This is a genomic window from Pseudomonas sp. PA-1-3F (assembly GCF_021609665.1).
Lineage (GTDB): Bacteria > Pseudomonadota > Gammaproteobacteria > Pseudomonadales > Pseudomonadaceae > Aquipseudomonas > Aquipseudomonas paracarnis.
In genome coordinates this window covers 59596-83821 of record NZ_WJZD01000006.1, presented here as the reverse complement: position 1 = coordinate 83821, position 24226 = coordinate 59596, and the positions used below count along the sequence as shown (strand labels likewise).

The following is a 24226-nucleotide window of genomic DNA, read 5'->3' as shown; positions in this document are numbered from 1 at the left end:
AAGCGACTCTATTTCTTGGCCGCAATCATCGCCATGAACGCCGGCATCGCCGCCTGCCTGTCCGCCTCTACCTTCTGCGCATTGGGCATCTCATTCAGGCGCGCCAACAATGCCTTCGCCTTCGGCAACTGCTCCAGCAGGTCCAGCCCAAACAGCTTTTCGCCCACACCGCAGGCCAGGCTGAGGCTGTACATGAAATACAGGTCCGCGAGGGTGAAGCTCTCACCTGCCACATAAGGCGCAAACTTACCGTGCCGGCCTAACGTACCCATCCCAAGCAGCAGCTCGGCCCTGGATTTTTCCTTGATCGCCTCCGGCACCGTCATGCCGAAAAAAGCCTCGGCGTAACACGCCCGCGCAGGCAGTTCGATGTACAGCTCGATCTCACGGCACAACGCCAACACCTGAGCCCGCGCAAACGGGTCGGCGGGCAACAGCGCCGGGCCTTCCTGGCTCTGCTCGAGGTATTCGAGGATGACGCTGGTTTCGTTGATGAACCCCTGCTTCACACCCAGCACGGGCACTTTGCCGCGGGGGCTGACCGCCAAAGCTTCGGGGGTTTGCCCGGCGTAAAAAGGCACTTCTTCGAAGGGCAGTCCTTTCTCCAACAGCGCCAGCTTGACCATGTTGTAGTAGTTGCTGACCGAAAATCCGTAAAGCTTGAGCATCGCAAAGCCTCCAGGCCGGGTGTGGGGTTGGCTGCAAGAGTTATAGATCCTTGAGGGCACCCTGACCAGCAGCATCACCCACCTGAATGGGGGTAGACTGACGCCCTTTCCTTGAGGAGCCTGCCATGAGCGAGCCGACCGATATCGACAACGACGAAGAAGAATTCACCGAGACCACGCTGATCGAAGCCATCGAGAACCAGATCGAGAGCGATAACCCGCCAGCGGCCAAGGCTACGTTCAACAAACTGACCCTGGTGGGTTACGAGCGCGAAGATATCCTGAATCTGATGGCTCACGTGCTGGCGTTCGAGATCGATGCCATGCTCGAAGATGACCGCGCCTTCAATACCGAGTGGTATGAAACGGCACTGCGGGCACTGCCCGAGCTGCCGCCGGAAAAGGAATAACCCCGGCACGCAGCAACACGCTGGACAGTTCGGCAAAGTGCGTTCACCTTATGGCCTGCTAGCCTCTAATAAATTTTAGAAAGTCTGGAGTCCTTATGTCGTATACCCCTGAGTTGGTTGCCGAACTGGAAATCCTTGTACTCTTCCCCTTGGACAGCACCAAGGAAGGCTTGAAAGTCCATCAGACTGCCGCCCCCACTGCCATCGCCGCTGCCAAGCGCCTCCATGCCAAAGGGCTGATCGACCAACCGGACGGGGGCTACCTGACGAGTCTTGGCCGGGACGCTGCCGAGCAAGCCCAAACCCTGCTGACCATCCTCACCACTGCCAGCACCAAAGAAGCCGCCTGATACCTGATACTGCCCATGGAGTCCGCCGCCTGCGGATTCCGCGGGCACTGCTGCGCGGCATACAGAATTCTGACGCCAAAAAGCCATTTCCCTCTAAAACTCCTACGCTACTGTCTGTAAACTCCTGCATGGCCGCCCGCGTCGGGCCCTGCGAGCCAACGAGTTCGACATGACCCGCACCCATGAAATCCGCCCCGATCTGGACGAAGGCATCGACCGCAAGGTGCTGACCCAACTGCGCGCGCGTTTCATGACCCTCAATCAAGGCCGCATGGCCCGGGCCGTCGAGGGGCTGACGCCACGTCAGCAAAGCGTGCTGGCCTTGTTGCCGCTGTTTTTCCACGTCAATCACCCGCTCTTGCCGGGCTATGTCTCTAGCAGCACGCCGGCCGGGCTGTCGAATTTCGAACCGGACGCTCAGGCCCTGGCCGATGCCCAGCGCCTGACCCGTTCGTTCTCCTATAAACCGCGCCACGGCAACCCGCCTACGCCGATCCACGGCTTGTTCCTGATGGGCAGCCTTGGCACCCTGGCCCAGGCCGATCAAAGCGATATGGACGTGTGGGTGTGCCACGCTCCCGACTTGAGCGAAACCGAGCTGGCCGAGCTGCGCAAAAAGTGCCAACTGCTGGAAACCTGGGCCTTGGGCATGGGCGCCGAAGCGCATTTCTTCCTGATCGACCCGACGCGCTTTGTGTTGGGTGATCGCGATACGCAACTGAGTTCCGACGACTGCGGCACCACCCAGCACTACCTGTTGTTGGATGAGTTCTATCGCACCGCGATCTGGCTGGCCGGGCGCACGCCCATCTGGTGGCTGGTGCCGGTCTACGAAGAAAGCCGCTACGCCGAATTTACTCACACCCTGGTGTCCAAGCGTTTTATCCGCACCGATGAAACCCTCGACCTCGGCCATCTGGCTCATATTCCTCCAGGGGAGTTTATCGGGGCCGGGCTGTGGCAACTGTTCAAGGGCATCGAGTCGCCCTACAAGTCGGTGCTCAAGCTGCTGCTGACCGAGGTCTACGCAAGCGAACACCCGAACGTGCGCTGCCTGAGCCTGCGCTTCAAACAGGCGGTGTTCAGCCATCAGGTAGACCTGGATGAGTTGGACCCGTACATCATGGTCTACCGCCGTATCGAGGAGTACCTCAAGGCCCGCAACGAGCTGGAGCGCCTGGAATTGGTGCGGCGCAGCCTGTACCTGAAGGTCAACCGCAAGCTCAGCGCCGGCCAGCGCACCGCCGGTTGGCAACGGCAACTGCTGGAACGCCTGGCGCATGAGTGGAGCTGGGACACGCGCCAACTGGCCCTGCTGGACAGCCGCAGCCAATGGAAAGTGCGCCAGGTCGCCTCCGAGCGCCGCGCTCTGGTCAATGAGTTGAACTACAGCTACCGCTTCCTCACGCAGTTCACCCGCAGCGAACAGACCGCCAGCGCGGTCAATAAGCGCGAACTCAATGTACTGGGCCGCCGCTTGTACGCGGCGTTCGAGCGCAAGGCCGGCAAGGTCGAGTTCATCAACCCCGGCATCGCCCCTGACCTGGCCGAAGATACCTTGACTCTGGTGCAGTCGCCCAACCGCAAGGAGCCGGGCCAACACCATTGGGGCCTGTATAACGGCAACCTTACCGCTCTCGAATGGGAACACTTTGCACCGATCAAACGCAGCCGCGACCTGCTGGAAATGCTCACCTGGTGCCATCGCAACGGCGTGATCGACAGCAGCACCCGCCTGGCGCTGCACCCCGGCACCAGTGACATGACCGAGTTCGAGCTGTTCAACCTGCTGGGCAGCCTGCAACAGACCATCACCCTGCCCCTGGCCAGTGTCGACGAGGTCCGCTTGCTGCGCCCGGCAGTGCCAGAAGAGGTGCTGCTGCTGATCAACGTCGGGGTTGACCCGCTCAAGCATCATCGCGACCTGAATATTCTGATGACCACGGAGCGCACCGACTCCCTGAGCTATGCCGGCGTGCGCGACAACCTGGTGCTGACCCTGGACCAAGTCACACTCAACAGCTGGAACGAAGTGATGGTCAGCCGCTATGACGGCCCGCACGCCCTGCTCGACTGCCTGCGCGACTATCTCAACCAATTGCCATCGAACCATCTGCCACGCCTGCGAGTGCGTTGTTTTTGTCACAACCGGGCACAGTTCATTGCCCAGCGGGTGGAAGAGGTATTCGACACCGCGCAGCATCTGCTGCTCGGCCAAGGCAATCATCGCTACCTGCTCCAGGTGCAGCAGCATTATCACGTCATGGAACTGGTACCGGGCCAGGCCACCCATGTGTCACTGCCGACCCAGGACGCGCTGATCGCCTACCTCAGCGAGGAGCTGGTCAGCTATAGCCCGTGGCACCTGGACGCCATGGCCTTGGAAGACCACGACCTGGCGCTGCTGCTGCCCATGGGCCAAGCCGAGTGTGTGCAGGTGTTCTACCGCGTCAATGAAGGCTTCGCCGACGTCTATGTGCTCGACGAATTCAACGCGCTCTGGCAACAGCGCTTGCCGTTTCATGATGAGCAAAGCCTCTTGGCCCCACTGCAACGCTTTTTGCAATCGATCCTGTACCGTCGGGAAGCGCTATTGTCCCTGGACACCCAGCAACCTGCGGGCGAAGTACAGATCCTGTACTACCAACTGTTGCCATCGGGCAACGGTCGGGCGCGGGGCGTGGAGCCACGGCCGGCCCCGCAAGACCCGGCCAACAAGGCGTTTTATGACGTGCAGGCCATCATCGGTAAAGGCGCGCCAGGCCAGGTAGGGATCACCCTGTACTGCAATCAGCGGGAGTTTTCCGAACTGGAATTTGGCGACCAGCTGTTTGCAGTGGTCGCCCGGGAGATCGTCGGGCAACGTCGGGAAACCGAGCGTTACCGCGGCTATATCACTGACCTGGATCTGTCGGGGCTGCTCGGTGATGTGCAAAGCCCAAGCAATCTGTACCTGCGCTATAAAGCCGAACTGGAACAGTCACTCAATGCGGCCTTGGATCAGGTTTAGAGCGGGAAGGCGCCGCCATCTTTGGGCTGGCCTTCGACGCTGAGCAATTCCAGCTTGAGGGTCTTGCCGCCAGGCGCCGGCCAGTCGATGTGCTGGCCCACTTGCAGGCCAAGCAATGCGCTGCCCACGGGCGCCATGATCGAAATCTTGCCTTCGTCGGCGTTCGCGTGCTTGGGGTAGACCAGCGTCAGGTGATAGTCCTTGCCGCTGCTTTGTTCACGGCAATGCACGCTGGAATTCATGGTCACGACACCCGCAGGCACTTCATCGTGACCAACCACGTCTTCGGCGCGGTCGAGTTCGGCTTGCAACGCTTCGACGCCGGGAAACTCGTCGCCCAAGCGGTCGATCAGTTGCTCCAGACGCTGCACGTCAAGACGGGTAAGAATGATGGACGGTGCGGTGGTCATGATTCAGGCAGACTCCTTTTTTCTGCACAAAAAAGCAAAACCCCGCCAGGAAAAGGCGGGGTTCTCACGGACCTCGATGAATGGAGGTGTATCCGGACACTACCACAGCGACACAAATAAACAAGACGCCGTCAGGTGCTCGCCTTGCGCTGCTCGGCCTCGGCGCAGATCACCCGGCGCCGCGCATCGTCGGCAGAGCGCCATTCCCGGATGTCTTCCACATGGCGAAAGCAGCCAAGGCAGACTTTCCGCTCGTCCAGGCGACACAAACTGATACAAGGTGACGGCACCGCCGGGCTGACATTGCTGAACAGCGGCTTGGGCGGGCGTACGGCTACAGGCTCACTCACCATCAGATCTCGTCGAAATCCAGCTCGACGCCGGTGTATTCCTGAACCAGGCGCATGAGCATCTCACCCAGCAACTCTTCACTCTTGTCGCACTGCCATGTGCCGCTTTCTTCATCGTAGTCGAAGTGAACGCCACCGGAGCGCGCCGCCAGCCACAACTGACGCAGCGGCTCCTGGCGACTGAAGATCAATTGCTGGCCGCTCTCGAACTTGACCGTCAGCACACCGGCCGAGCTTTCCAGGTCCACGTCCAGGCCGCTGTCGTCGAAAATATCTTCCAGCTTCTCTTGGGTGGCATCCACCAGGTCGTGAAAACGGGCTTCGGTCAAACTCATTGTGGCAACCTCAAAAGTGTCTGGTTTTGCTCAAGCGCCGCACGATACGGGCGAGCTTCGCCGATTGCAAAGGATACTGATTTCATCACGGATGACGGTACGAAATATCCCCAGGCATCGTAGCCTGCTTCCCTACTGTCTCGGCAAACCCCCGCCGGACGGGTGGTGCGGCGCATAGGCAAGCTGGCGGGTGGTCGGTATACTCGGGCGCAATTAATGCATATTCAAGGATTTCGCCATGAAGCGCCTGATCTCTTCCCTTGCTGCGCTCGTCGCGGTCGCTTGCCTCGTTAGTGCCTGTGGCCAGAAAGGCCCGCTGTACCTGCCGGATGACAGCAAAGATCCAAACGAACAGGCGCAATCGTCGCAAAAGCCGTCAAAAGCCCATAAGCACGACACCTACTAAGTTAAGGGAAACTTATGGACGCTTTTAACTACCGGGACGGCGAGCTGTTCGCGGAAGGCGTGGCCTTGTCCGCGATTGCCCAGCGCTTCGGCACCCCGACCTATGTGTACTCGCGTGCGCATATCGAAGCTCAATACCGCTCGTTCACCGACGCCCTCGACGGCGTGCCGCACCTGGTGTGCTACGCAGTCAAGGCCAACTCCAACCTGGGTGTACTCAATGTCCTGGCGCGTCTTGGCGCTGGTTTTGACATCGTGTCCCGTGGCGAGCTGGAACGCGTACTGGCCGCCGGCGGCCAGGCTGACAAAATCGTCTTCTCCGGGGTCGGCAAGAGCCGCGAAGACATACGCCGCGCCCTGGAAGTCGGCGTACATTGCTTCAACGTCGAATCCACCGACGAACTGGAGCGCCTGCAAGTCGTTGCCGCCGAAATGGGCGTTCGCGCGCCGATCTCCCTGCGCGTCAACCCGGATGTCGACGCCGGCACCCACCCGTACATTTCCACCGGTCTCAAAGAGAACAAGTTCGGCATTGCCATCGCCGACGCCGAGGACGTGTACATCCGCGCCGCTCAACTGCCAAACCTGGAAGTGCTGGGTGTCGACTGCCATATCGGCTCGCAACTGACCACTCTGCCACCGTTCCTGGATGCCCTCGACCGCCTGCTGGCCTTGATCGACCGCCTGGGCGAGTGCGGCATCTACCTGCACCACATCGACCTCGGTGGTGGCGTGGGTGTGCGCTATCGCGATGAAGAGCCGCCGCTGATTGCCGACTATATCCAGGCCGTGCGCGAACGCATCGAAGGCCGCGACCTGACGCTGATGTTCGAGCCGGGCCGCTACATCGTCGCCAACGCTGGCGTGTTGCTGACCCAGGTCGAGTACCTCAAGCACACCGAACACAAGGATTTCGCCATCGTCGATGCGGCGATGAACGACCTGATCCGCCCGGCGCTGTACCAGGCCTGGATGGATGTCACCGCCGTGACGCCGCGCACAAGCGAAGCCCGCGCCTATGACATCGTCGGGCCCATCTGCGAGACCGGCGACTTCCTGGCCAAGGATCGTGAGTTGGCGCTTGAGGAAGGTGATCTGCTGGCCGTGCATTCGGCCGGTGCCTACGGGTTTGTCATGAGTTCCAACTACAACACCCGCGGGCGTACCGCCGAGGTGCTGGTGGACGGTGATCAAGCATTTGAAGTGCGTCGCCGCGAGACGGTAGCCGAGTTGTATGCTGGCGAAAGCCTGCTGCCGGAGTAAGCCATGCTGCTGCGTTTTACCAAGATGCACGGGCTGGGTAATGATTTCATGGTCCTCGACCTGGTCAGCCAGCACGCGCACATCCTGCCCAAGCACGCCAAACAGTGGGGTGATCGCCACACCGGGATCGGTTTCGACCAGTTGCTGCTGGTCGAGGCACCGAGCAACCCGGAGGTGGATTTCCGTTACCGGATCTTCAACTCCGACGGTTCCGAAGTGGAACAGTGCGGCAACGGCGCGCGCTGCTTTGCGCGCTTTGTGCTCGACAAACGCCTGACTGCCAAACGCCAGATTCGCGTCGAAACCAAGGGCGGCGTGATCGAACTGGACATCCGCAATGATGGCCAGATCAGCGTCAACATGGGCGCCCCACGCCTGGTGCCGGCGGATATTCCGTTCCAGGCCACCGAGCAGGCCCTCAGTTACCCGCTGGATGTGGATGGCAAAACCGTGGAGGTCGCCGCCGTGTCCATGGGTAACCCCCATGCGGTGCTGCGGGTCACCGACATCAATAACGCCCCCGTGCATGAACTGGGGCCGAAGATCGAACATCACCCGCGCTTTCCGGCACGGGTCAATGTGGGCTTCCTGCAGGTGATCGACCGTAACCGTGCGCAATTGCGCGTATGGGAACGCGGCGCCGGCGAAACCCAGGCTTGCGGCACCGGTGCTTGCGCCGCTGCCGTGGCCGCGATCAGCCAGGGGTGGATGGATTCGCCACTGTTGATCGACCTGCCCGGCGGACGTTTGTCCATCGAATGGGCAGGCCCTGGCCACCCGGTGATGATGACCGGGCCAGCCACGCGTGTATACGAAGGACAGGTCCGTCTATGAGTGAGCCAAGCTAATGACCGATAAGCCTCAAGTACCCGCACACGCTACCCCGAGTGAAAGCCTGGAGGCCGCTGCTGTCGCGGCGTACCTTGAGGCTAATCCGGACTTCTTCGTCGAGCACGAAGAACTGCTGCCGGCCCTGCGCATCCCCCACCAGCGCGGCGATACCGTGTCGCTGGTGGAGCGGCAAATGAAGATCCTGCGCGAGCGCAACATTGAAATGCGCCACCGACTCTCTCATCTGATGGACGTGGCCCGCGACAACGACCGCTTGTTCGACAAGACCCGCCGCCTGATTCTGACCCTGATGGATGCCACCAGCCTGGAAGAAACGGTGATCGCCGTGGAAGACAGCCTGCGTGAGGATTTCCAGGTGCCCTTCGTCAGCCTGATCCTGTTCAGCGACAACCCGATGCCGGTGGGGCGCTGGGTCACAGGTGGCGAAGCGCAGACGGCCATCGGTGGCCTGCTGTCCGAAGGCAAGACCGTCAGTGGCACCTTGCGCGAGCATGAGCTGGACTTCCTGTTTGGCGCCGAACAGCGCAAGCAGATCGGCTCTACGGCCGTTATCGCCCTCAGCCATCAAGGCTTGCACGGGGTACTGGCCATCGCCAGCCGCGACCCGGCGCACTACAAAAGCTCGGTGGGCACGTTGTTCCTGACCTATATCGCCGAAGTGCTGGGCCGCGTCCTGCCACGCCACACCACCACCCTGCGCGCGGTGCGCTGATCATGGAGCGGCAACTGGACGCTTACTGCGCTCACCTGCGCAATGAGCGCCAGGTGTCGTCCCACACGCTGGAAGCTTATCGGCGGGACTTGAACAAGGTCCTGGCCTATTGCGAAAAACAGCACGTCAGCAGTTGGAAGGCCCTGGATATCCAGGCCCTGCGCAGCCTGGTCGCCCGGTTGCACCAACAGGGCCAATCCTCCCGCAGCCTGTCTCGCCTGCTATCGGCGGTGCGCGGCCTCTATCACTACCTCAATCGCGAAGGCCTGTGCGACCACGACCCGGCCATTGGCCTGTCACCGCCCAAAGGCGAACGGCGCCTGCCCAAGACCCTGGACACAGACCGCGCCCTGCAATTGCTCGACGGTGCCGTCGAGGATGACTTCCTGGCCCATCGCGACCAGGCAATCCTGGAGCTGTTCTACTCCTCGGGCCTGCGCCTGTCGGAGCTGACGGGCCTGAACCTCGATCAGTTAGACCTCTCCGATGGCCTGGTGCAAGTGCTCGGCAAAGGCAGCAAGACGCGCGTACTGCCCGTGGGCAGGAAAGCCCGCGAAGCCTTGCAGCTATGGCTGCCGCTACGCCTTCTGACCAACCCTGCAGACGATGCCGTGTTTGTCAGCCAGCAAGGCCGGCGCCTGGGGCCGCGCGCGATTCAACTGCGGGTCAAGGCTGCCGGCGAGCGCGAGCTGGGGCAGAATCTGCACCCGCACATGTTGCGTCATTCCTTTGCCAGCCACCTGCTCGAATCCTCCCAGGACCTGCGCGCCGTGCAGGAGCTGCTCGGGCACTCGGATATCAAGACCACGCAAATCTACACCCACCTCGACTTCCAGCACCTGGCAACGGTGTACGACAGCGCCCATCCACGGGCCAAACGCATCAAGGGCGGCGACTCATGAGTATCAAGCTGATTACCTTCGACCTGGACGATACCCTCTGGGACAACGTACCCGTCATCATCAGCGCCGAAGCGTCGATGCGCGAATGGCTGGCGACCCACGCGTCCAAGGTCGGCGACCTGCCCCTTGAGCATTTTGCCAGCCTGCGCCAGCAGGTGCTGCAGCGTCATCCCGAACTCAAACACCGTATCAGCCTGCTGCGTCATCGCGTGTTGATGCATGCGTTCGAGGAGGCCGGTTATCCCCAGCCTGAGGCCACAGAGATGGCGGATGTCTGCTTCGAAGCGTTCATCCACGCACGCCACCAACTCAGCGTGTTTCCGGAAGCCGAGCCGATGCTCAAGGCGCTGCGCCAGCACTTCCTGCTCGGCGTGATCACCAATGGCAATGCCGATGTGCAGCGTGTGGGCCTGGCGGACTACTTTCACTTTGCCCTGCGCGCTGAAGATATCGGCATCGCCAAGCCGGATGCACGGCTGTTTCATGAAGCACTGCAACGTGGCGGTGTGGATGCCAGCGCGGCAGTGCATGTGGGCGATCATCCTGGGGATGACATCGCCGGCGCGCAGCAGGCGGGACTGCGGGCAGTGTGGTTCAACCCCACGGGCAAGGCCTGGGAGGGTGACAAGCGCCCGGATGCGCAGATTCGCAGCCTGACGGAGTTACCGCCACTGCTGAGTCGCTGGAGCTAACACTGACCCCAATGTGGGAGCTGGCTTGCCTGCGATAGCGGTGGATCAGTCAACACAGGGCTCGCAGATAGACCGCTATCGCAGGCAAGCCAGCTCCCACAGGGTATTGCAGCAAACCGGTAAATTGCTCCAGGCATGAAAAAGCCCGCAGCGACGGCGGGCTTTTTCTTACAAGCAGGAGGCAGACCTCAGATAGGTCGGCTGCCGTACTTGTTATCCGGCTTCTTCGGTGGATCAGCCACCACGTTGGCCTCGACTTCCTGCACTTTGCCGCCTTTAGCGAGGAACTCTTCCATCGCACGCGCCAGGGCATCGCGCTCTTTGTTCTTGGCTTCAACGCTCGGCAACTCGTCTACCGACACAGCCGCCTTGGCTTTGCCTTTGGCTTTGGGAGCCGCGTCATCGCCAACACTGTCATCGACGTCCTCAGCAACGTCTTCGGCCGCAACTTCAAGACCGTCTTCGGTGTCGTCTTCATCACCTACTTCGAGGTCGTCTTGTTCCAGATCATCGTCGCTCATGTTCTACCTCATGACTTGCGAAAAGCAGATTAGTTATAGCCCAGCTTCACCCTCTGTCGAGGTTGCCGGAAAAAAATCAACATCCACTGGATCACCAGTGGCTTATGCCCCTTCACCATGCAAGGTGGCGAGGACTTTACGAGCACCGCCATGATCACGGTGCTCGCCCAGATAAACACCTTGCCAGGTCCCTATCGCCAAGCGGCCGGCCTTGACCGGCAAACTCAGCTGGCAGCCCAGCAGACTGGCCTTGAAGTGCGCCGGCAGATCATCCGGACCTTCGTCGTTATGTTCAAACCCTGCGCGACCTTGTGGCACCAGCAGGTTGAAAAAACGCTCGAAGTCACGGCGAACCGCCGGGTCGGCATTCTCGTTGACGGTCAACGAGGCCGAGGTGTGCTGCAGCCACAGATGCAACAGGCCCACACGGCACGCCCTCAATTCAGGCAAGCCGGCAAGCAACTCGTCCGTTACCAAGTGAAAGCCCCGGGGCTTGGCCCGCAGGGTAATCAGGGTCTGTTGCCACATACAGTTCTCCGCCCATCGGCGCGCATTCTAGCGCGCTCTGGGAAAAAACAAAGTGCCTAATACGCCTTCATGCCTGTAAGACATTTGCACCCTTAAAAGTGCAGTGTGGATCCCATCACAAAGTCGATAAAAAACCCATGCACCTTTAGCCACAGACAAACGCCGGGCAAAAAAATGCCCGGCAAGCCGGGCATGTTTTTTTCGCGTAGTTACAAGTTGTAGCCGCGCTCGTTGTGTTGCGCCAGGTCGAGGCCGACCGCCTCTTCTTCTTCGGTGACACGCAGGCCCATGACCATGTCGAGCACCTTGAGGATGACGTAGGTCACAATCGCCGTGTAGATCACGGTGAAGCCCACGCCTTTGCACTGGATCCAGACCTGGGCCGCGATGTCGGTCACGGTGCCGAAGCCGCCCAGAGCAGGAGCTGCGAACACACCGGTGAGGATCGCACCGACGATACCGCCAATACCGTGCACGCCGAAGGCGTCCAGGGAGTCGTCATAACCCAGTTTGCGCTTGAGGCTGGTCGCGCAGAAGAAGCACACCACACCGGCGACCAGACCAATCACCAGGGCGCCCATCGGGCCCACGGTGCCAGCCGCTGGTGTCACGGCGACGAGGCCGGCGACCACGCCCGAGGCGATACCCAGTGCGCTTGGCTTGCCGTGGGTGATCCACTCGGCAAACATCCAGCCCAGGGCCGCAGCTGCGGTAGCGATTTGAGTTACCAGCATCGCCATGCCCGCGGTGCCGTTGGCCGCCGCAGCGGAACCGGCGTTGAAGCCAAACCAGCCGATCCACAGCATGGCCGCGCCCACCAGGGTATAGCCCAGGTTATGCGGGGCCATCGGGGTGGTGGGGAAGCCTTTGCGCTTGCCGAGCACGATGCACGCCACCAGGCCAGCCACACCCGCGTTGATGTGCACAACGGTGCCGCCGGCGAAGTCCAGCACGCCCCAGTCCCACATCAGGCCGCCATTGCCGCTCCAGACCATGTGCGCAATCGGCGCATAGACCAGGGTGAACCAGATAGCCATGAAGATCAGCATCGCGGAGAACTTCATACGCTCAGCGAAAGCACCGACGATCAGCGCCGGAGTAATGATGGCAAAGGTCATCTGGAAGGTGATGAACACGGCTTCCGGAAACAGCGCCGCCGGCCCGGTGATGCTGGCTGGGGTGACACCCGCCAGGAACGCCTTGCCCATGCCGCCGAAGAAGGAATTGAAGTTGACCACACCTTGTTCCATACCGGTGGTATCGAACGCGATGCTGTAGCCGTAGACAACCCACAGGATGCTGATCAGGCCAGTGATGGCGAAGCACTGCATCATCACCGACAGAATATTCTTGGAGCGGACCATGCCGCCGTAGAACAGCGCCAGGCCAGGGATGGTCATGAACAGCACCAGCGCGGTGGCGGTAAGCATCCAGGCGGTGTCGCCGGAATTGAGGACTGGAGCAGCCACTTCATCTGCCGCCATGGCCAGGCTTGGCATTACGATGGACAGCAGGGCTCCGAGCCCTGCGAATTTACGCAGAGTCATATTGTTTTCTCCTGGGGCGTTGGGGTTTGGCGGCTTAGATTGCGTCGGTATCGGTTTCGCCGGTACGGATGCGAATAGCCTGTTCCAGATTGACCACGAAGATCTTGCCGTCACCGATCTTGCCGGTGTTGGCCGCCTTGGTTATCGCCTCGATAACCCGATCAAGATCCTTGTCGTCAATGGCGACATCGATCTTCACCTTCGGCAGGAAATCGACCACGTATTCCGCGCCGCGATACAGCTCGGTATGACCCTTCTGCCGACCGAAGCCCTTGACCTCAGTAACGGTAATGCCCTGCACGCCGATCTCGGACAGTGACTCGCGTACATCGTCCAACTTGAACGGCTTGATGATGGCAGTGACTAGCTTCATGAAAACTCTCTCCCGAATTTGGTGGACTTGCCCCAGGAAAACAAACCCGTCTCAAGTCTAAGCGCAGTGCCTGGCTTTGTAACGCATCGTCGCCTCGGCATTTGCCGTCGCGACGCCAGCGAACCACTGGTGACGAGCCCTGTACCCCGGATCCGTCGGCGCACTGCATTCGTCACAGCGACTGCATCAGTGCATGGGTCATGATCGTCTAAGCAGAAACCTTGCCAGCTCCGTAAAAACCACCGAAATCAATCCTTTGCCCGCTTATGCCCACCTACGGGGCGCCTGCGCGGCCGCAATGCGCATCAAAACAGTGCGCAGCCGCCCGCCCCCATGCGCGAAAACCGTGCGCAGCGGGGCGTGAAAATGACTATAGACGCTGCGTGGTACACTGCCGGCCAACTGTTTTCCGGAATATGTCCAATGCTCGCGCCCAAAGACTTCCTCGACGCCCTGAGCGGCCACGCCTCTCGCCTGTTCAGCGGCGACACTCCGCTGCCCCGCAATGAAATCGAAAGCCAGTTCAAGGCTTTGCTACAGAGTGGTTTCAGCAAGCTCGATCTGGTCAGCCGGGAAGAGTTTGACAGCCAGATGGTGGTACTGGCCCGCACACGTGCGAGGCTGGAGAGCCTGGAGGCGAAGGTGGCTGAACTTGAAGCACGGTTGACGCCACCTTCTGCTGAATAAACAAGGTGAGTGTGGGAGCTGGCTTGCCTGCGATGGCCATAGGTATCTACACAGCTGTGGCGACGCTGGACTTGTGGCGAGGGAGCTTGCTCCCGTGACGACCGGATAGCCGACGCTGTTCTAACTGACGCACCGCGATCCAAATGTGGGAGCTGGCTTGCCTGCGATAGCGCCCTGACAGTCAACCCAGCTGGATTGTGTACATATCCATTGCTGCGGTAACGGCCACTCAGGGTTCCGCCCTGACGGCGGCTCACTTTTGAAAAGCGCAAAGGTAAGCAAAACGCTCTTGCCCCACCACTCGGCACCTCGCTTAGGCTCGGTGTGCCCGTAATTCGCCAGCGTGGTTTAACGGGGCGCCTAAGATCAAAAGCAGATCAAGAGCGACTCGCTTCGCATCGTGGTTACCTTGCTGCGACAGCCTACAAAGTTGTGTAGATACCCAAGCTGCGATGGCGGTGCATCAGCGGATGATTTTTTGCTGACACACAGCCATCGCAGGCAAGCCCCCACATTTGTTTTGCATTGCCGCCCGGATACGTTCTGTAAAACCTCCCCGCCCCGCTCCATCCCACCTCGTCTACCCTTGAAAAAACCGCAGGAAGCGGCCCTCCCATTCAAGGAACGAGCATGTCCCTCGCCATCGTCCACAGCCGCGCCCAGGTCGGTGTAGAAGCCCCCGCCGTCACCGTCGAGGTGCACATGGCCAATGGTCTGCCGTCTCTCACTCTCGTGGGTTTGCCCGAAACTGCAGTGAAGGAAAGCAAGGATCGCGTGCGCAGCGCCATCCTCAACTCGGCGCTGCAATATCCGGCCCGCCGCATCACGCTCAATCTCGCGCCCGCCGACCTGCCCAAGGACGGCGGGCGTTTTGATCTGGCGATTGCCCTGGGCATCCTGGCAGCCAGTGTGCAAGTGCCGGCGTTGATGCTCGATGACGTGGAATGCCTTGGGGAATTGGCGCTGTCCGGCGAGGTGCGCGCGGTGAAGGGGGTGTTGCCGGCCGCGCTGGCGGCGCGCAAGGCCGGGCGCACCGTGATAGTGCCGCGCGCCAATGCCGAGGAGGCGTGCCTGGCGTCGGGGTTGAAGGTGATTGCGGTGGATCACCTGCTGCAAGTGGTGGCGCACCTGAATGGACATGTGCCGATTGAGCCCTACAGGTCCGACGGTTTGCTGTACTTGAACAAGCCTTACCCAGACCTGAGTGAAGTGCAGGGCCAACTCGCGGCCAAGCGAGCATTGCTGATCGCGGCGGCGGGCGCGCATAACCTGCTGTTCAGCGGGCCACCGGGTACCGGCAAGACCTTATTGGCCAGCCGGCTACCGGGCTTGCTGCCGCCATTGAGCGAGCAGGAAGCGCTGGAAGTGGCCGCAATCCAATCCGTGGTCAGCCTGGCCCCTCTGAGCCATTGGCCCAACCGCCCGTTCCGTCAGCCACACCACTCGGCATCCGGGCCGGCGCTGGTGGGTGGCGGCTCGAAGCCACAACCGGGGGAAATCACCCTGGCCCATCACGGGGTGTTGTTCCTGGATGAGCTGCCAGAGTTCGATCGCAAGGTGCTGGAGGTGCTGCGTGAGCCATTGGAATCGGGGCATATCGTGATCTCCCGCGCCCGTGACCGCGTGAGCTTCCCGGCGCGCTTTCAACTGGTCGCGGCGATGAACCCCTGCCCTTGCGGCTACATGGGCGAGCCCAGCGGGCGTTGTCGGTGTACACCGGAGCAGATCCAGCGCTATCGCAACAAGCTCTCCGGGCCGTTGCTGGACCGGATTGATTTGCACCTGACCGTCGCGCGGGAGGTCACTGCGCTGAACCCCGCCCAACAAGCCGGTGATACCACCGCGCAAGCGTCCGCTCAGGTGGCGCAAGCCCGGGAACGCCAGCACCAGCGCCAGGGTTGCGCCAATGCATTCCTCGATCTGCCCCGGCTGCGCGAACACTGCCAGTTGGCCAAAGCCGATGAAAGCTGGCTGGAAAGCGCGTGTGAGCGGCTGACATTATCACTGCGCGCAGCCCATCGATTGCTCAAGGTGGCTCGCACCCTGGCGGACCTTGAGCAAGTGGAAGGCATCGCCCGCCATCATTTGGCGGAGGCGTTGCAGTACCGACCAGCCGCAAATGGCTAGCACTTGTCAGGCAAAATCCAGCAGCAGCCTCGCCACTTCCAGCACTTCTTGCAGCGCCGCTTCTGCGGACTCTGCGGAAGGCTTGAGCATCAGGTCATCGGCATAGCCCATCGCCAGGGCGAAGATCTGCCGTGCAGCGCGTTGAGCCGACTCGCAGCGAAAGACGCTATCGGCAACGCCCCGCTCGATCACCTCGGCAAGCATGCTTTGCCATTGGGCGTTGATTACCAGATAAGCCTGGGTCATTTGCGCGTCATGCATGGCCTCGTCCCAGGCGTCGAGCCACAGCGCCCAGCCGGCGTCAGCGGTGCTGGGCAGGCAGTCGCGCAAAAAACCCACGAGCGCCTCCAGGGGTGGCGCATCGGCCAACGGCTCGCGCACTTCATCCAGTTGCTCATTGGCAAAGCGTACGAAGGCTTCGCGGCGCAGTTCATTCCAGTCGCTGAAGTAGTGATAGACATGACTGCGCGACAAGCCGGCATGTTCGGCGAGGTCACGGGTGGATACATCGGCGAAACCCTTGCTGCGAAACAGCTCCAGGGCGGCGGCGATGATCTGGTCTTTACGGTCGGTACGCGACATGGGCAATTCCTTCGAGCACGAGCAGATAAGCGGCGCTTGCTTTTTGAGCGATCGCTCAAGGATACTTGAGCAGTCGCTCAATAATAGCGTCTATTACTCCTCTGGTGCACCCATGACATCCGTCACCCCACAAATTCTGATCGAAGAAAGCAAGAAAATCGGCCAGCAGTCTGCCAGCCAGACCCTCAAGGCTATTGCCAGAGCCTATCCCGGCAAGCTGTCTTGCACCTTGTCGCTGGTGGCGCTGGAGAACGCGCTGTTGTTGGCTTACCCACTGTTTGCCGGGTTCGCGGTGGATTCGATTATCCGTGGCGATACCACCAGTGCGTTGCTGTATGCCGCCGTGGTCATGGCGTTCTGGGCCGTTGGGGCGGCGAGACGGGCGCTGGACACCCGTACGTTCACGCGCATCTACGCGGACCTTGCGGTGCCGGTCATTCTCAACCAGCGCCAACAGAACCACAGCACCTCGAAATCGGCGGCACGGGTAGTACTTGCTCGGGAGTTTGTCGACTTCTTTGAAAAGCACGTGCCTATCATCGCCACGGCATTGGTGTCGATTGTGGGCGCGGCAGTGATGCTGATCGTGATTGAGCCATGGGTAGGCATGGCGTGCCTGGCGGCCCTGCTGCTGTGCATCACCTTGTTGCCGCGTTTTGCCCAGCGCAATCAGGCGCTGCACGAACGTCTGAACAACCGCCTGGAAAAAGAAATCGGCCTTGTCGAAAAGGTCGGCGCGCCGACCCTGCGACGCCACTACCAGGTGCTGTCACGCCTGCGCATCTGGCTGTCAGACCGCGAGGCTGCGGCGTTCCTGTTTATCGGCATGACCGCGGCCTTACTGTTCGTGGTTGCGATCAGCCAATTAGCCATGTCCCCAGCGGTGAAGGCCGGCCACATCTACGCCGTCATGACCTATCTGTGGACCTTCGTCACCAGCCTGGACGAAGCGCCAGGCATGGTCGACCAACTGGCGCGGCTCAAGGACATTGGCAAGCGCGTAGACCCAGGGCTTGGGGAGGCCTGAGCCTCAACGAAACCGATCCACCTCATGACGCAAGCCTGCCGCCAAGGTCTCCAGTTCCTTGGCGGTAACCGCCAGGTTGGACACCACTTCACGCTGCTCGCTGTTGGCCAGCGCAATGCTCTGCAGGTTGCTGCTGAGCAAGGTCGCGGTGCTGCTCTGTTCCTGGGTGGCGGTGGTGATCGCAGCAAATTGCTGGCCGGCCGAGCGGCTTTGCTCGTCAATACGCGCCAGGGCCGAGGCCACATCGGCGTTGCGCGACAGGCCTTCCTGCATCAGCGCATTGCCGTGCTCCATGGTGCTGATGGCGTTACCGGTTTCCTGCTGGATGCTCTGGATCATGCCGGAGATTTCATCGGTGGCCTGGCGGGTGCGCGAAGCCAGGTTGCGCACTTCGTCGGCGACCACGGCGAAGCCACGACCTTGCTCGCCGGCGCGCGCAGCCTCGATGGCGGCGTTGAGCGCCAGCAGGTTGGTCTGTTCTGCGATGGCGGTAATCACGCCGACGATCCCGCCGATTTCCTGGGAACGCTGGCCCAGGGTGTTGATCACGGCAGCGGTGCTGTTCAGCGCAGTGGCGATATGTTCCAGGGACGATGACGCCTCTTGCATCGAACTGCGGCCGATACGGGTTTGCTGGGCATTCTCTTGAGCCAGGCGCTCGGTGTTGCCCATGTTGTCGGCAATGTTCAGCGAGGTAGCACTGAACTCTTCCACCGCACCGGCCATGCTGGTGATCTCGCCGGACTGCTGCTCCATGCCTTCATAGGCACCGCCGGACAAGCCCGACAGCGCCTGGGCGCGGCTGTTGACCTGTTCGGCGGCGGTACGGATATGCGACACCATGGTCGACAGCGCCTCACCCATCTGGTTGAAACTACGCGCCAGCTGGCCGATTTCGTCATGGCTGGACACATTGAGCCGCGCACTCAAATCGCCCGCGCCCAGGGCCTGGGCCTGGCGCACCAGCTCGCTCAATGGCGCCAGCTTGCTGCGCAACAGCCACACCGTGGCGCCCACTGCCAGTAACATCGCCAGCACACTGCCGATCACCAGGCGGATGCCGACTTCCCAGGTCACTGCGCGAATCTCAGCCTTGGGCATGCTCGCTACCACCGCCCAAGGGCCGCCTTCAAACGGCACCGAGACACTATAGAAATCTTCGTTTTTGTCGCTCCAAAAACGGCCAGCACCCGGCTTTTTCGCCAGGTCGAGCATCACGGCAATCGCCTGATCCGGCGCTTGCACGCCAGCCGGCGGCACCAGCCAGTGCTTTTGCTCATCCAGCAGCGCGAGGGAGCCGGTCTGGCCGATGCGGAAGCGCTTGAGGTTTTCAAACTGGGCGTTCTGCGCATCGGTGTAATCGAAACCGATGAACAGCACGGCGATGACCTGCCCACTGCTGTCACGTACGGGGCTGTATTGGGTCATGTAGGAGCGGTCGAACAACACGGCACGGCCGATGTAGGTCTGGCCGCTCACAACGCGCTGGTAGGCCGCGCCCTGACGGTCTAGCACGGTGCCAATGGCGCGATTGCCGTCCTGCTTGGTCAGGGAGGTGCTGACGCGGATAAAGTCGTCGCCGCTGCGCACGAACACCGTGGCCACGCCACCGGACATCTGCTTGAACTCATCCACCTCTTCGAAGTTATTGTTCAGCACCTCATTGCCCAGGTAGAGGCTCGGCGTCTGCACGCCGGCCACGGCCACGGGCTGGTCCGCACGCACACTCAAGCCGGCGCCGAAGCGCTTTTCAAACAGCCCGCTCAAACGCTGGGTGCTTTCACGCAAGGTGCTGTGGAAGGTGTTGAGTTGGTCGGCGAGCAAACGTGCCTCGCTGGCCAAGTGTTCCTCGCGGGTGGCGAGGTTGGCGGAGTCGAGGGTACGCAAGGCAAAGACCGTACTGCCGCTGATCACGACAGCCAGAATCACGGCGAGTGCAAGGCCTAACTGGGAGGCAATCCGGGCACGAGGTTGAGACATGACAGCTCCTGGCCGAGGCCAGGATCATCCTGATCTCATAGCGCTGCTCGGCAAATTATCTAGTGGGAAACGGTAGTGCACGAGGGTTCCAACACCTTTCTTCGGCGGCATTTGGCAATACTTGAGCGAATCACAGGGGTATCCCGCAAACGATTGCACAAAAGGTCCGGCCCTACTCAATCGAGGCGTTCAACCTGAGGCAATTCCATTGCCTTGACTTCACCTTGAAGAAATTCCGCCAGCCGTCGCAAACGTTCGCCACCCGGACGGGTTTTCGGCCACACCAGGTAGTAGCTTTCCCCACTGGCGACCGCCGTAGGCCACGGCAGGCTCAAGCGTCCCTGCGCCACGTCTTCGGCCACCATCAGCAAATCCCCCATGGAGACGCCATAGCCTCGGGCGGCGGCTATCATGCCCAGTTCAAGCGTGTCGAACACCTGCCCACCCTTGAGTGAAACGTGAGATGACAACCCCATGCGCTGCAGCCAGTAACGCCAGTCGCGGCGGTCAGGCGTCGGGTGCAGCAGTTCGGCGGTTGCGAGCCGCGTCACGTCCCAGGGACCGTCGTCCAACAGATTCGGCGCTCCCACCGGGATAAGCATTTCCGCAAACAGATAACTGGCCTCCCAGTCCGCCGGAAAGTGCCCGTTGCTGAGCAACACCGCGCAGTCGAATGGCTCTTGGTTGAAGTCCACTTCATCAATGCTCATCCACGCACTGGTGAGTTGCACCTCATTGCCTGGCTGCAACGCGCGGAAGCGACTCAACCGCGCCAGCAGCCAGCGCATGGTCAAGGTGGACGGCGCCTTCATACGCAGGATGTCATCTTCGGCATTCAAGGTATGGCAAGCACGCTCCAGGGCAGCGAAGCCTTCCCGTACGCCTGGCAGCAACAAACGCGCCGCTTCCGTGAGCTGCAACGTGCGCCCGCTGCGCTGGAACAATCGGCAGGCGAAATAATCTTCGAGCGTACGGATATGCCGGCTGATCGCACTCTGGGTAATCGACAATTCCTCAGCCGCACGGGTAAACGAGTGGTGACGGGAGGCGGCTTCAAATGCCCGCAAGGCATAAAGAGGAGGAAGACGACGAGACATGCTGAAAGCTCCGACTGCGCAATCTGGAAACCCTACCAGAATCGCTCATGCATGAGTTTTAATCATGCCAACGATCGCTTTTATCCTTTTGTGCAATGCGCTGAATGCGCCGAGAATCAACCCTTCCCCACCTTCCTGACCATTCGAGTGTGATGATCATGCAACATCCGGCACGTACCGAACTCTGGGCCATTCTGCGGCTATCGGGGCCGTTGATTGCCTCACAGTTGGCGCACATGCTGATGGTGCTGACCGACACCTTGATGATGGCGCGCTTGAGCCCCGAGGCACTGGCCGGCGGAGGCCTGGGCGCGGCGAGCTATTCGTTCGTGGCGATCTTCTGCATCGGCGTGATCGCAGCCGTGGGCACCCTGGTCGCCATTCGCCATGGCGCGGGCGATATCGACGGCGCCACTCGCCTGACCCAGGCCGGGCTGTGGCTGGCGTGGTTGATGGCCCTGGCGGCGGCGTTGCTGTTATGGAACTTGAAGCCGGTGCTGCTGATGTTCGGCCAGACCGAAACCAACGTGCATGCGGCCGGGCAATTTCTGACGATCCTGCCCTTTGCCCTGCCCGGCTACCTGAGCTTCATGGCCCTGCGCGGCTTTACCAGCGCCATCGGCAAGGCTACCCCGGTGATGGTGATCAGCCTGTGCGGCACCGTGGTCAACTACCTGCTCAACCATGCGCTGATCGAAGGCATGTTCGGCCTGCCGAAACTGGGCCTGATGGGCATCGGCCTGGTGACCGCCATCGTCGCCAATGGCATGGCGCTGGCACTGATGTGGTACATCCGCAGCAACCGCACCTACGCCGCCTACCCGCTGGGCACCGGCCTGCTGCGCCTGAATACCCACTACCTGCGCGAGCTGTGGCGCCTGGGCCTGCCGATTGGCGGCACCTATGCGGTAGAGGTCGGGTTGTTTGCCTTTGCGGCGTTGTGCATGGGCACCATGGGCAGCACGCAGTTGGCGGCACACCAGATCGCCCTGCAGATTGTCTCGGTGGCCTTCATGGTGCCGGCGGGGATGTCCTACGCGGTGACCATGCGCATCGGCCAGCATTACGGCGCCGGGCAGTTGCTGCAGGCACGCCTGGCCGGACGAGTGGGCATAGGATTCGGCGCCATGGTGATGGTGGGATTTGCGGCGGTACTGTGGCTGTTTTCCGACCCGCTGATCGGACTGTTCCTCGACCATGACGACCCGGCGTTCCATGACGTCATCGTGCTGGCGGTGAGCCTGCTGGCCGTCGCCGCCTGGTTTGAATTGTTCGATGGCGTGCAGACCATCGCCATGGGTTGTATCCGTGGCCTGAAGGACGCCAAGACCACCTTCCTGGTGGGCCTGGGTTGCTATTGGCTGATTGGCGCACCGTCAGCCTGGTTGATGGCGTTCACCCTGGGTTGGGGGCCAACAGGCGTCTGGTGGGGCCTGGCACTGGGCCTGGCGTGTGCGGCGGTGAGCCTGACCTGGGCATTTGAGGCGAAGATGAAGCGGATGATTAGGCAGGAGCCGGATGCTCCTGTTGGATTCCGAGCGGCCCTGCCTGACTAGCGAGTACACGCGGCACATGTGGGAGCTGGCTTGCCTGCGATAGCGGTGTGTCAGGCTAATCATTATTAGCTGAACGACCGCTATCGCAGGCAAGCCAGCTCCCACATTTGAACCACTTTGAAGGCTTAACCCAACAGCGCCTGCTGGCTTTGCCCGAACATCAGATATTCCACCAGCTCGGGCAGCGGCAACGGCTTGCTGATCAGGTAACCCTGGACCTGGTCGCACCCAAACAAGCGCAAAAGCTCAAGCTGCTCAGGGGTTTCCACGCCTTCGGCGACTACTTCCAGGTTGAGGTTGTGGGCCAGGTTGATCATGGCGTGCACCAGCTTGCGGTTTTCTTCGCGCTCTTCCATGCCGCCGACAAAGCTCTTGTCGATCTTCAACAAGGCAATCGGCAGGCTGTTAAGGTGCACAAACGACGAAAAACCGGTGCCGAAATCATCCAGGGAAAACCGCACACCCAGCCGGCCAAGGGCGTCCATGGTCTGCTTGACCAGGTCGCTGCGGCGCATCACGGCGGTTTCGGTCAATTCGAACTCCAGCCATTGCGCTTCCACGCCACGCTCGGCAATCAGGCGGCTGAGGGTAGACAGCAACTGACTGTCCTGGAACTGGCGAAACGACAGGTTGACCGCCATGTGCAGCGGCGGCAGGCCGCGTTCACGCAGGTCTTGCATGTCGCGCAGGGCTCGGGAGATCACCCAGTAGCCCAATGGCACGATCAGACCACTCTGTTCGGCCAGCGGCACGAATTCGCTAGGCGGCAACAAGCCGCGTTCACCGTGGCGCCAGCGCACCAGAGCTTCGAGGCCAACGATATGACCATCGTCCAGGTCCAGTCGCGGCTGGTAATGCAGCTCCAACTCATCGCGACGCAAAGCCCGGCGCAGTTCACTTTCCAGGTCGGCCAGGCTGCGCGCGTTGCGGTTGATGCGTTCATTGAAGATATGAAAGGTACAGCCCTGGGTGCTTTTGGCCTGCTGCATGGCGATATGGGCATGCCACATCAACGGGTCGGCGCCAGCGCGGGCTCGAGCATGGGCCATGCCCAGGCTGCAACCGATCAACAGGCTTTCGCCATCCACCCAATAGGGTTCGGCCATCACTTCGGTGATGCGCTCGGCCATCCATTCGGCGCGCTGGGGCGCCCGGCGGGTATCGATCAACAAGGCAAACTCATCGCTGCCCAGGCGCGCCAGTTGGTCCCCGGCTTCGAGCTGGCTCTTGAGCCGCGACACCACTTGCAGGATCAAACGGTCGCCCGCCTGATGGCCGAGGGCATCGTTGGCATGACGAAAATTGTCCAGGTCCAGATGGCCGAGGGCCAGGCCACGGCCTTCGTTTTCTGCCAGCCGGGCGGCCAGCAAGGTCTGAAAGCCCTGACGGTTGGCAATACCGGTGAGCGGGTCTTGCTCGGCCAGGCGCTGCAAGGTGTTTTCTAGCACGCCGCGCTCGCGCACATGGCGCAGGCAGCGGCGCAATGTGTCGGCGTCCAATGCATCCAACACCAACCAATCGCTGACACCCAGCGGCGCCACCAGTGGCTCCTGCTCCAGCAACAATACACACGGCAGGCTGCACCGGCCGGGGCCGGGCTGCAGGCTGGGCGTGGTCAATAACACAGCACCCTGGTCGTCATCGAACAGGCGGCTTACCGAGTCCCAGTTGGGCGCACTGATCAGCACAGCCCCTTCGCCCATCGGCTCCAGGCACTCGCGCAACAACGCTGCCCACTCGGGCTCATCGGCCAGCAGCAGCAAACGCAAGGGTTCGACAGGCGTAGACACGCTAACTCCCTAGACTCTGCAAAATTTCATTAGCGGTGCCATTATGACGTGC

At 61.2% G+C, this 24226-nt stretch carries 25 protein-coding genes and 1 pseudogene; 13 read left to right on the top strand and 13 right to left on the bottom strand.

Annotated features, from left to right (window positions below):
- Positions 1-8: 8 nt before the first annotated feature.
- Positions 9-668 (bottom strand): glutathione S-transferase family protein, encoded by a 660-nt coding sequence (locus GIV26_RS05840; protein WP_034129047.1) that lies wholly within the window; start codon positions 666-668, stop codon positions 9-11.
- Positions 669-793: 125 nt separating this feature from the next.
- Between GIV26_RS05840 and GIV26_RS05835 the strand changes: the two genes are divergently transcribed.
- The 3 genes from GIV26_RS05835 (at position 794) to GIV26_RS05825 (ending at position 4438) form a co-directional block, all read left to right on the top strand.
- The gene (locus GIV26_RS05835) at positions 794-1078 is read left to right on the top strand and encodes a hypothetical protein (RefSeq protein WP_014720450.1); all 285 of its coding nucleotides are present in this window, start codon (positions 794-796) and stop codon (positions 1076-1078) included.
- Between the two features lie 95 nt (positions 1079-1173).
- A complete protein-coding gene (locus GIV26_RS05830) occupies positions 1174-1428 on the top strand; it encodes a TIGR02647 family protein (RefSeq protein WP_003195403.1) in 255 nt (84 codons plus the stop codon).
- A gap of 169 nt (positions 1429-1597) precedes the next feature.
- Positions 1598-4438 carry a class I adenylate cyclase gene (locus tag GIV26_RS05825; protein WP_236279666.1) on the top strand — a complete coding sequence of 947 codons (2841 nt, stop codon included), beginning with the start codon at positions 1598-1600 and terminating at the stop codon, positions 4436-4438.
- Here the strand turns inward: GIV26_RS05825 and rnk are convergent.
- The 3 genes from rnk to cyaY form a co-directional block, all read right to left on the bottom strand.
- Positions 4435-4848 (bottom strand): nucleoside diphosphate kinase regulator, encoded by a 414-nt coding sequence (gene rnk, locus GIV26_RS05820; RefSeq protein WP_034129049.1) that lies wholly within the window; start codon positions 4846-4848, stop codon positions 4435-4437. The genes GIV26_RS05825 and rnk overlap by 4 nt on opposite strands.
- 131 nt (positions 4849-4979) lie before the next feature.
- On the bottom strand, positions 4980-5201 hold the full coding sequence (locus tag GIV26_RS05815) for a DUF1289 domain-containing protein (RefSeq protein ID WP_186353363.1): 222 nt from the start codon (positions 5199-5201) through the stop codon (positions 4980-4982).
- Positions 5201-5533: an iron donor protein CyaY gene (cyaY, locus tag GIV26_RS05810; RefSeq protein WP_054896013.1), complete on the bottom strand. Its 333-nt coding sequence runs from the start codon at positions 5531-5533 to the stop codon at positions 5201-5203. Before cyaY ends, GIV26_RS05815 begins: the two co-directional genes overlap by 1 nt.
- 238 nt (positions 5534-5771) lie before the next feature.
- Here cyaY and lptM point away from each other — a divergent pair, with 238 nt between their 5' ends.
- The 6 genes from lptM to GIV26_RS05780 are packed head-to-tail and all read left to right on the top strand — an operon-like array spanning position 5772 to position 10359.
- The gene (lptM, locus tag GIV26_RS05805) at positions 5772-5939 is read left to right on the top strand and encodes an LPS translocon maturation chaperone LptM (protein WP_003195417.1); all 168 of its coding nucleotides are present in this window, start codon (positions 5772-5774) and stop codon (positions 5937-5939) included.
- Positions 5940-5953: 14 nt separating this feature from the next.
- The gene (lysA, locus tag GIV26_RS05800) at positions 5954-7201 is read left to right on the top strand and encodes a diaminopimelate decarboxylase (RefSeq protein ID WP_236279665.1); all 1248 of its coding nucleotides are present in this window, start codon (positions 5954-5956) and stop codon (positions 7199-7201) included.
- 3 nt (positions 7202-7204) lie between these two features.
- Positions 7205-8035 carry a diaminopimelate epimerase gene (gene dapF / locus GIV26_RS05795; RefSeq protein WP_060766884.1) on the top strand — a complete coding sequence of 277 codons (831 nt, stop codon included), beginning with the start codon at positions 7205-7207 and terminating at the stop codon, positions 8033-8035.
- Between the two features lie 13 nt (positions 8036-8048).
- On the top strand, positions 8049-8765 hold the full coding sequence (locus GIV26_RS05790) for a DUF484 family protein (RefSeq protein ID WP_014720458.1): 717 nt from the start codon (positions 8049-8051) through the stop codon (positions 8763-8765).
- A 2-nt stretch (positions 8766-8767) separates the two neighbouring features.
- Positions 8768-9667, top strand: coding sequence for a tyrosine recombinase XerC (xerC, locus tag GIV26_RS05785; RefSeq protein WP_236279664.1), 900 nt, complete (start codon positions 8768-8770; stop codon positions 9665-9667).
- Positions 9664-10359: an HAD family hydrolase gene (locus tag GIV26_RS05780; RefSeq protein WP_034129055.1), complete on the top strand. Its 696-nt coding sequence runs from the start codon at positions 9664-9666 to the stop codon at positions 10357-10359. The genes xerC and GIV26_RS05780 overlap by 4 nt, the downstream gene beginning before the upstream one ends.
- A gap of 188 nt (positions 10360-10547) precedes the next feature.
- Here the strand turns inward: GIV26_RS05780 and sutA are convergent, their stop codons facing one another.
- The 4 genes from sutA to glnK all read right to left on the bottom strand — a co-directional run bounded on the left by sutA (position 10548) and on the right by glnK (position 13328).
- Positions 10548-10880: a transcriptional regulator SutA gene (sutA, locus tag GIV26_RS05775; RefSeq protein ID WP_014720461.1), complete on the bottom strand. Its 333-nt coding sequence runs from the start codon at positions 10878-10880 to the stop codon at positions 10548-10550.
- Positions 10881-10982: 102 nt separating this feature from the next.
- Positions 10983-11408 carry a secondary thiamine-phosphate synthase enzyme YjbQ gene (locus GIV26_RS05770; RefSeq protein ID WP_034129056.1) on the bottom strand — a complete coding sequence of 142 codons (426 nt, stop codon included), beginning with the start codon at positions 11406-11408 and terminating at the stop codon, positions 10983-10985.
- Positions 11409-11617: 209 nt separating this feature from the next.
- Positions 11618-12955 (bottom strand): ammonium transporter, encoded by a 1338-nt coding sequence (locus GIV26_RS05765; protein ID WP_020302863.1) that lies wholly within the window; start codon positions 12953-12955, stop codon positions 11618-11620.
- 34 nt (positions 12956-12989) lie between these two features.
- Entirely contained in the window at positions 12990-13328 is a 339-nt protein-coding gene (gene glnK / locus GIV26_RS05760; RefSeq protein WP_002555808.1) for a P-II family nitrogen regulator, read from the bottom strand.
- A 423-nt stretch (positions 13329-13751) separates the two neighbouring features.
- On the opposite strand from glnK, the gene GIV26_RS05755 reads away from it, so the two are divergent.
- A complete protein-coding gene (locus tag GIV26_RS05755) occupies positions 13752-14015 on the top strand; it encodes an accessory factor UbiK family protein (protein WP_003195432.1) in 264 nt (87 codons plus the stop codon).
- 630 nt (positions 14016-14645) lie between these two features.
- Positions 14646-16142, top strand: coding sequence for a YifB family Mg chelatase-like AAA ATPase (locus GIV26_RS05750; RefSeq protein WP_034129058.1), 1497 nt, complete (start codon positions 14646-14648; stop codon positions 16140-16142).
- Positions 16143-16148: 6 nt separating this feature from the next.
- Here the strand turns inward: GIV26_RS05750 and GIV26_RS05745 are convergent, their stop codons facing one another.
- Positions 16149-16724: a TetR/AcrR family transcriptional regulator gene (locus tag GIV26_RS05745; protein ID WP_034129059.1), complete on the bottom strand. Its 576-nt coding sequence runs from the start codon at positions 16722-16724 to the stop codon at positions 16149-16151.
- Between the two features lie 112 nt (positions 16725-16836).
- Between GIV26_RS05745 and GIV26_RS05740 the strand changes: the two genes are divergently transcribed.
- On the top strand, positions 16837-17751 hold the full coding sequence (locus tag GIV26_RS05740) for an ABC transporter six-transmembrane domain-containing protein (RefSeq protein WP_034129060.1): 915 nt from the start codon (positions 16837-16839) through the stop codon (positions 17749-17751).
- 3 nt (positions 17752-17754) lie between these two features.
- Here GIV26_RS05740 and GIV26_RS27325 read toward each other — a convergent pair whose 3' ends face one another.
- The 3 genes and pseudogenes from GIV26_RS27325 to GIV26_RS05730 all read right to left on the bottom strand — a co-directional run bounded on the left by GIV26_RS27325 (position 17755) and on the right by GIV26_RS05730 (position 20828).
- Positions 17755-18477, bottom strand: coding sequence for a methyl-accepting chemotaxis protein (locus tag GIV26_RS27325; RefSeq protein ID WP_430962202.1), 723 nt, complete (start codon positions 18475-18477; stop codon positions 17755-17757).
- Between the two features lie 180 nt (positions 18478-18657).
- Positions 18658-19731, bottom strand: a pseudogene (locus tag GIV26_RS27320) (Cache 3/Cache 2 fusion domain-containing protein); the annotation flags it as partial.
- A gap of 176 nt (positions 19732-19907) precedes the next feature.
- Entirely contained in the window at positions 19908-20828 is a 921-nt protein-coding gene (locus GIV26_RS05730) for a LysR substrate-binding domain-containing protein (protein ID WP_014720465.1), read from the bottom strand.
- A gap of 152 nt (positions 20829-20980) precedes the next feature.
- On the opposite strand from GIV26_RS05730, the gene GIV26_RS05725 reads away from it, so the two are divergent.
- Positions 20981-22384 (top strand): NorM family multidrug efflux MATE transporter, encoded by a 1404-nt coding sequence (locus tag GIV26_RS05725; RefSeq protein ID WP_096144033.1) that lies wholly within the window; start codon positions 20981-20983, stop codon positions 22382-22384.
- A 125-nt stretch (positions 22385-22509) separates the two neighbouring features.
- Here GIV26_RS05725 and GIV26_RS05720 read toward each other — a convergent pair whose 3' ends face one another.
- Complete coding sequence (locus tag GIV26_RS05720) at positions 22510-24174, bottom strand: putative bifunctional diguanylate cyclase/phosphodiesterase (protein ID WP_034129063.1); 1665 nt, start codon at positions 24172-24174, stop codon at positions 22510-22512.
- Positions 24175-24226: the final 52 nt, after the last annotated feature.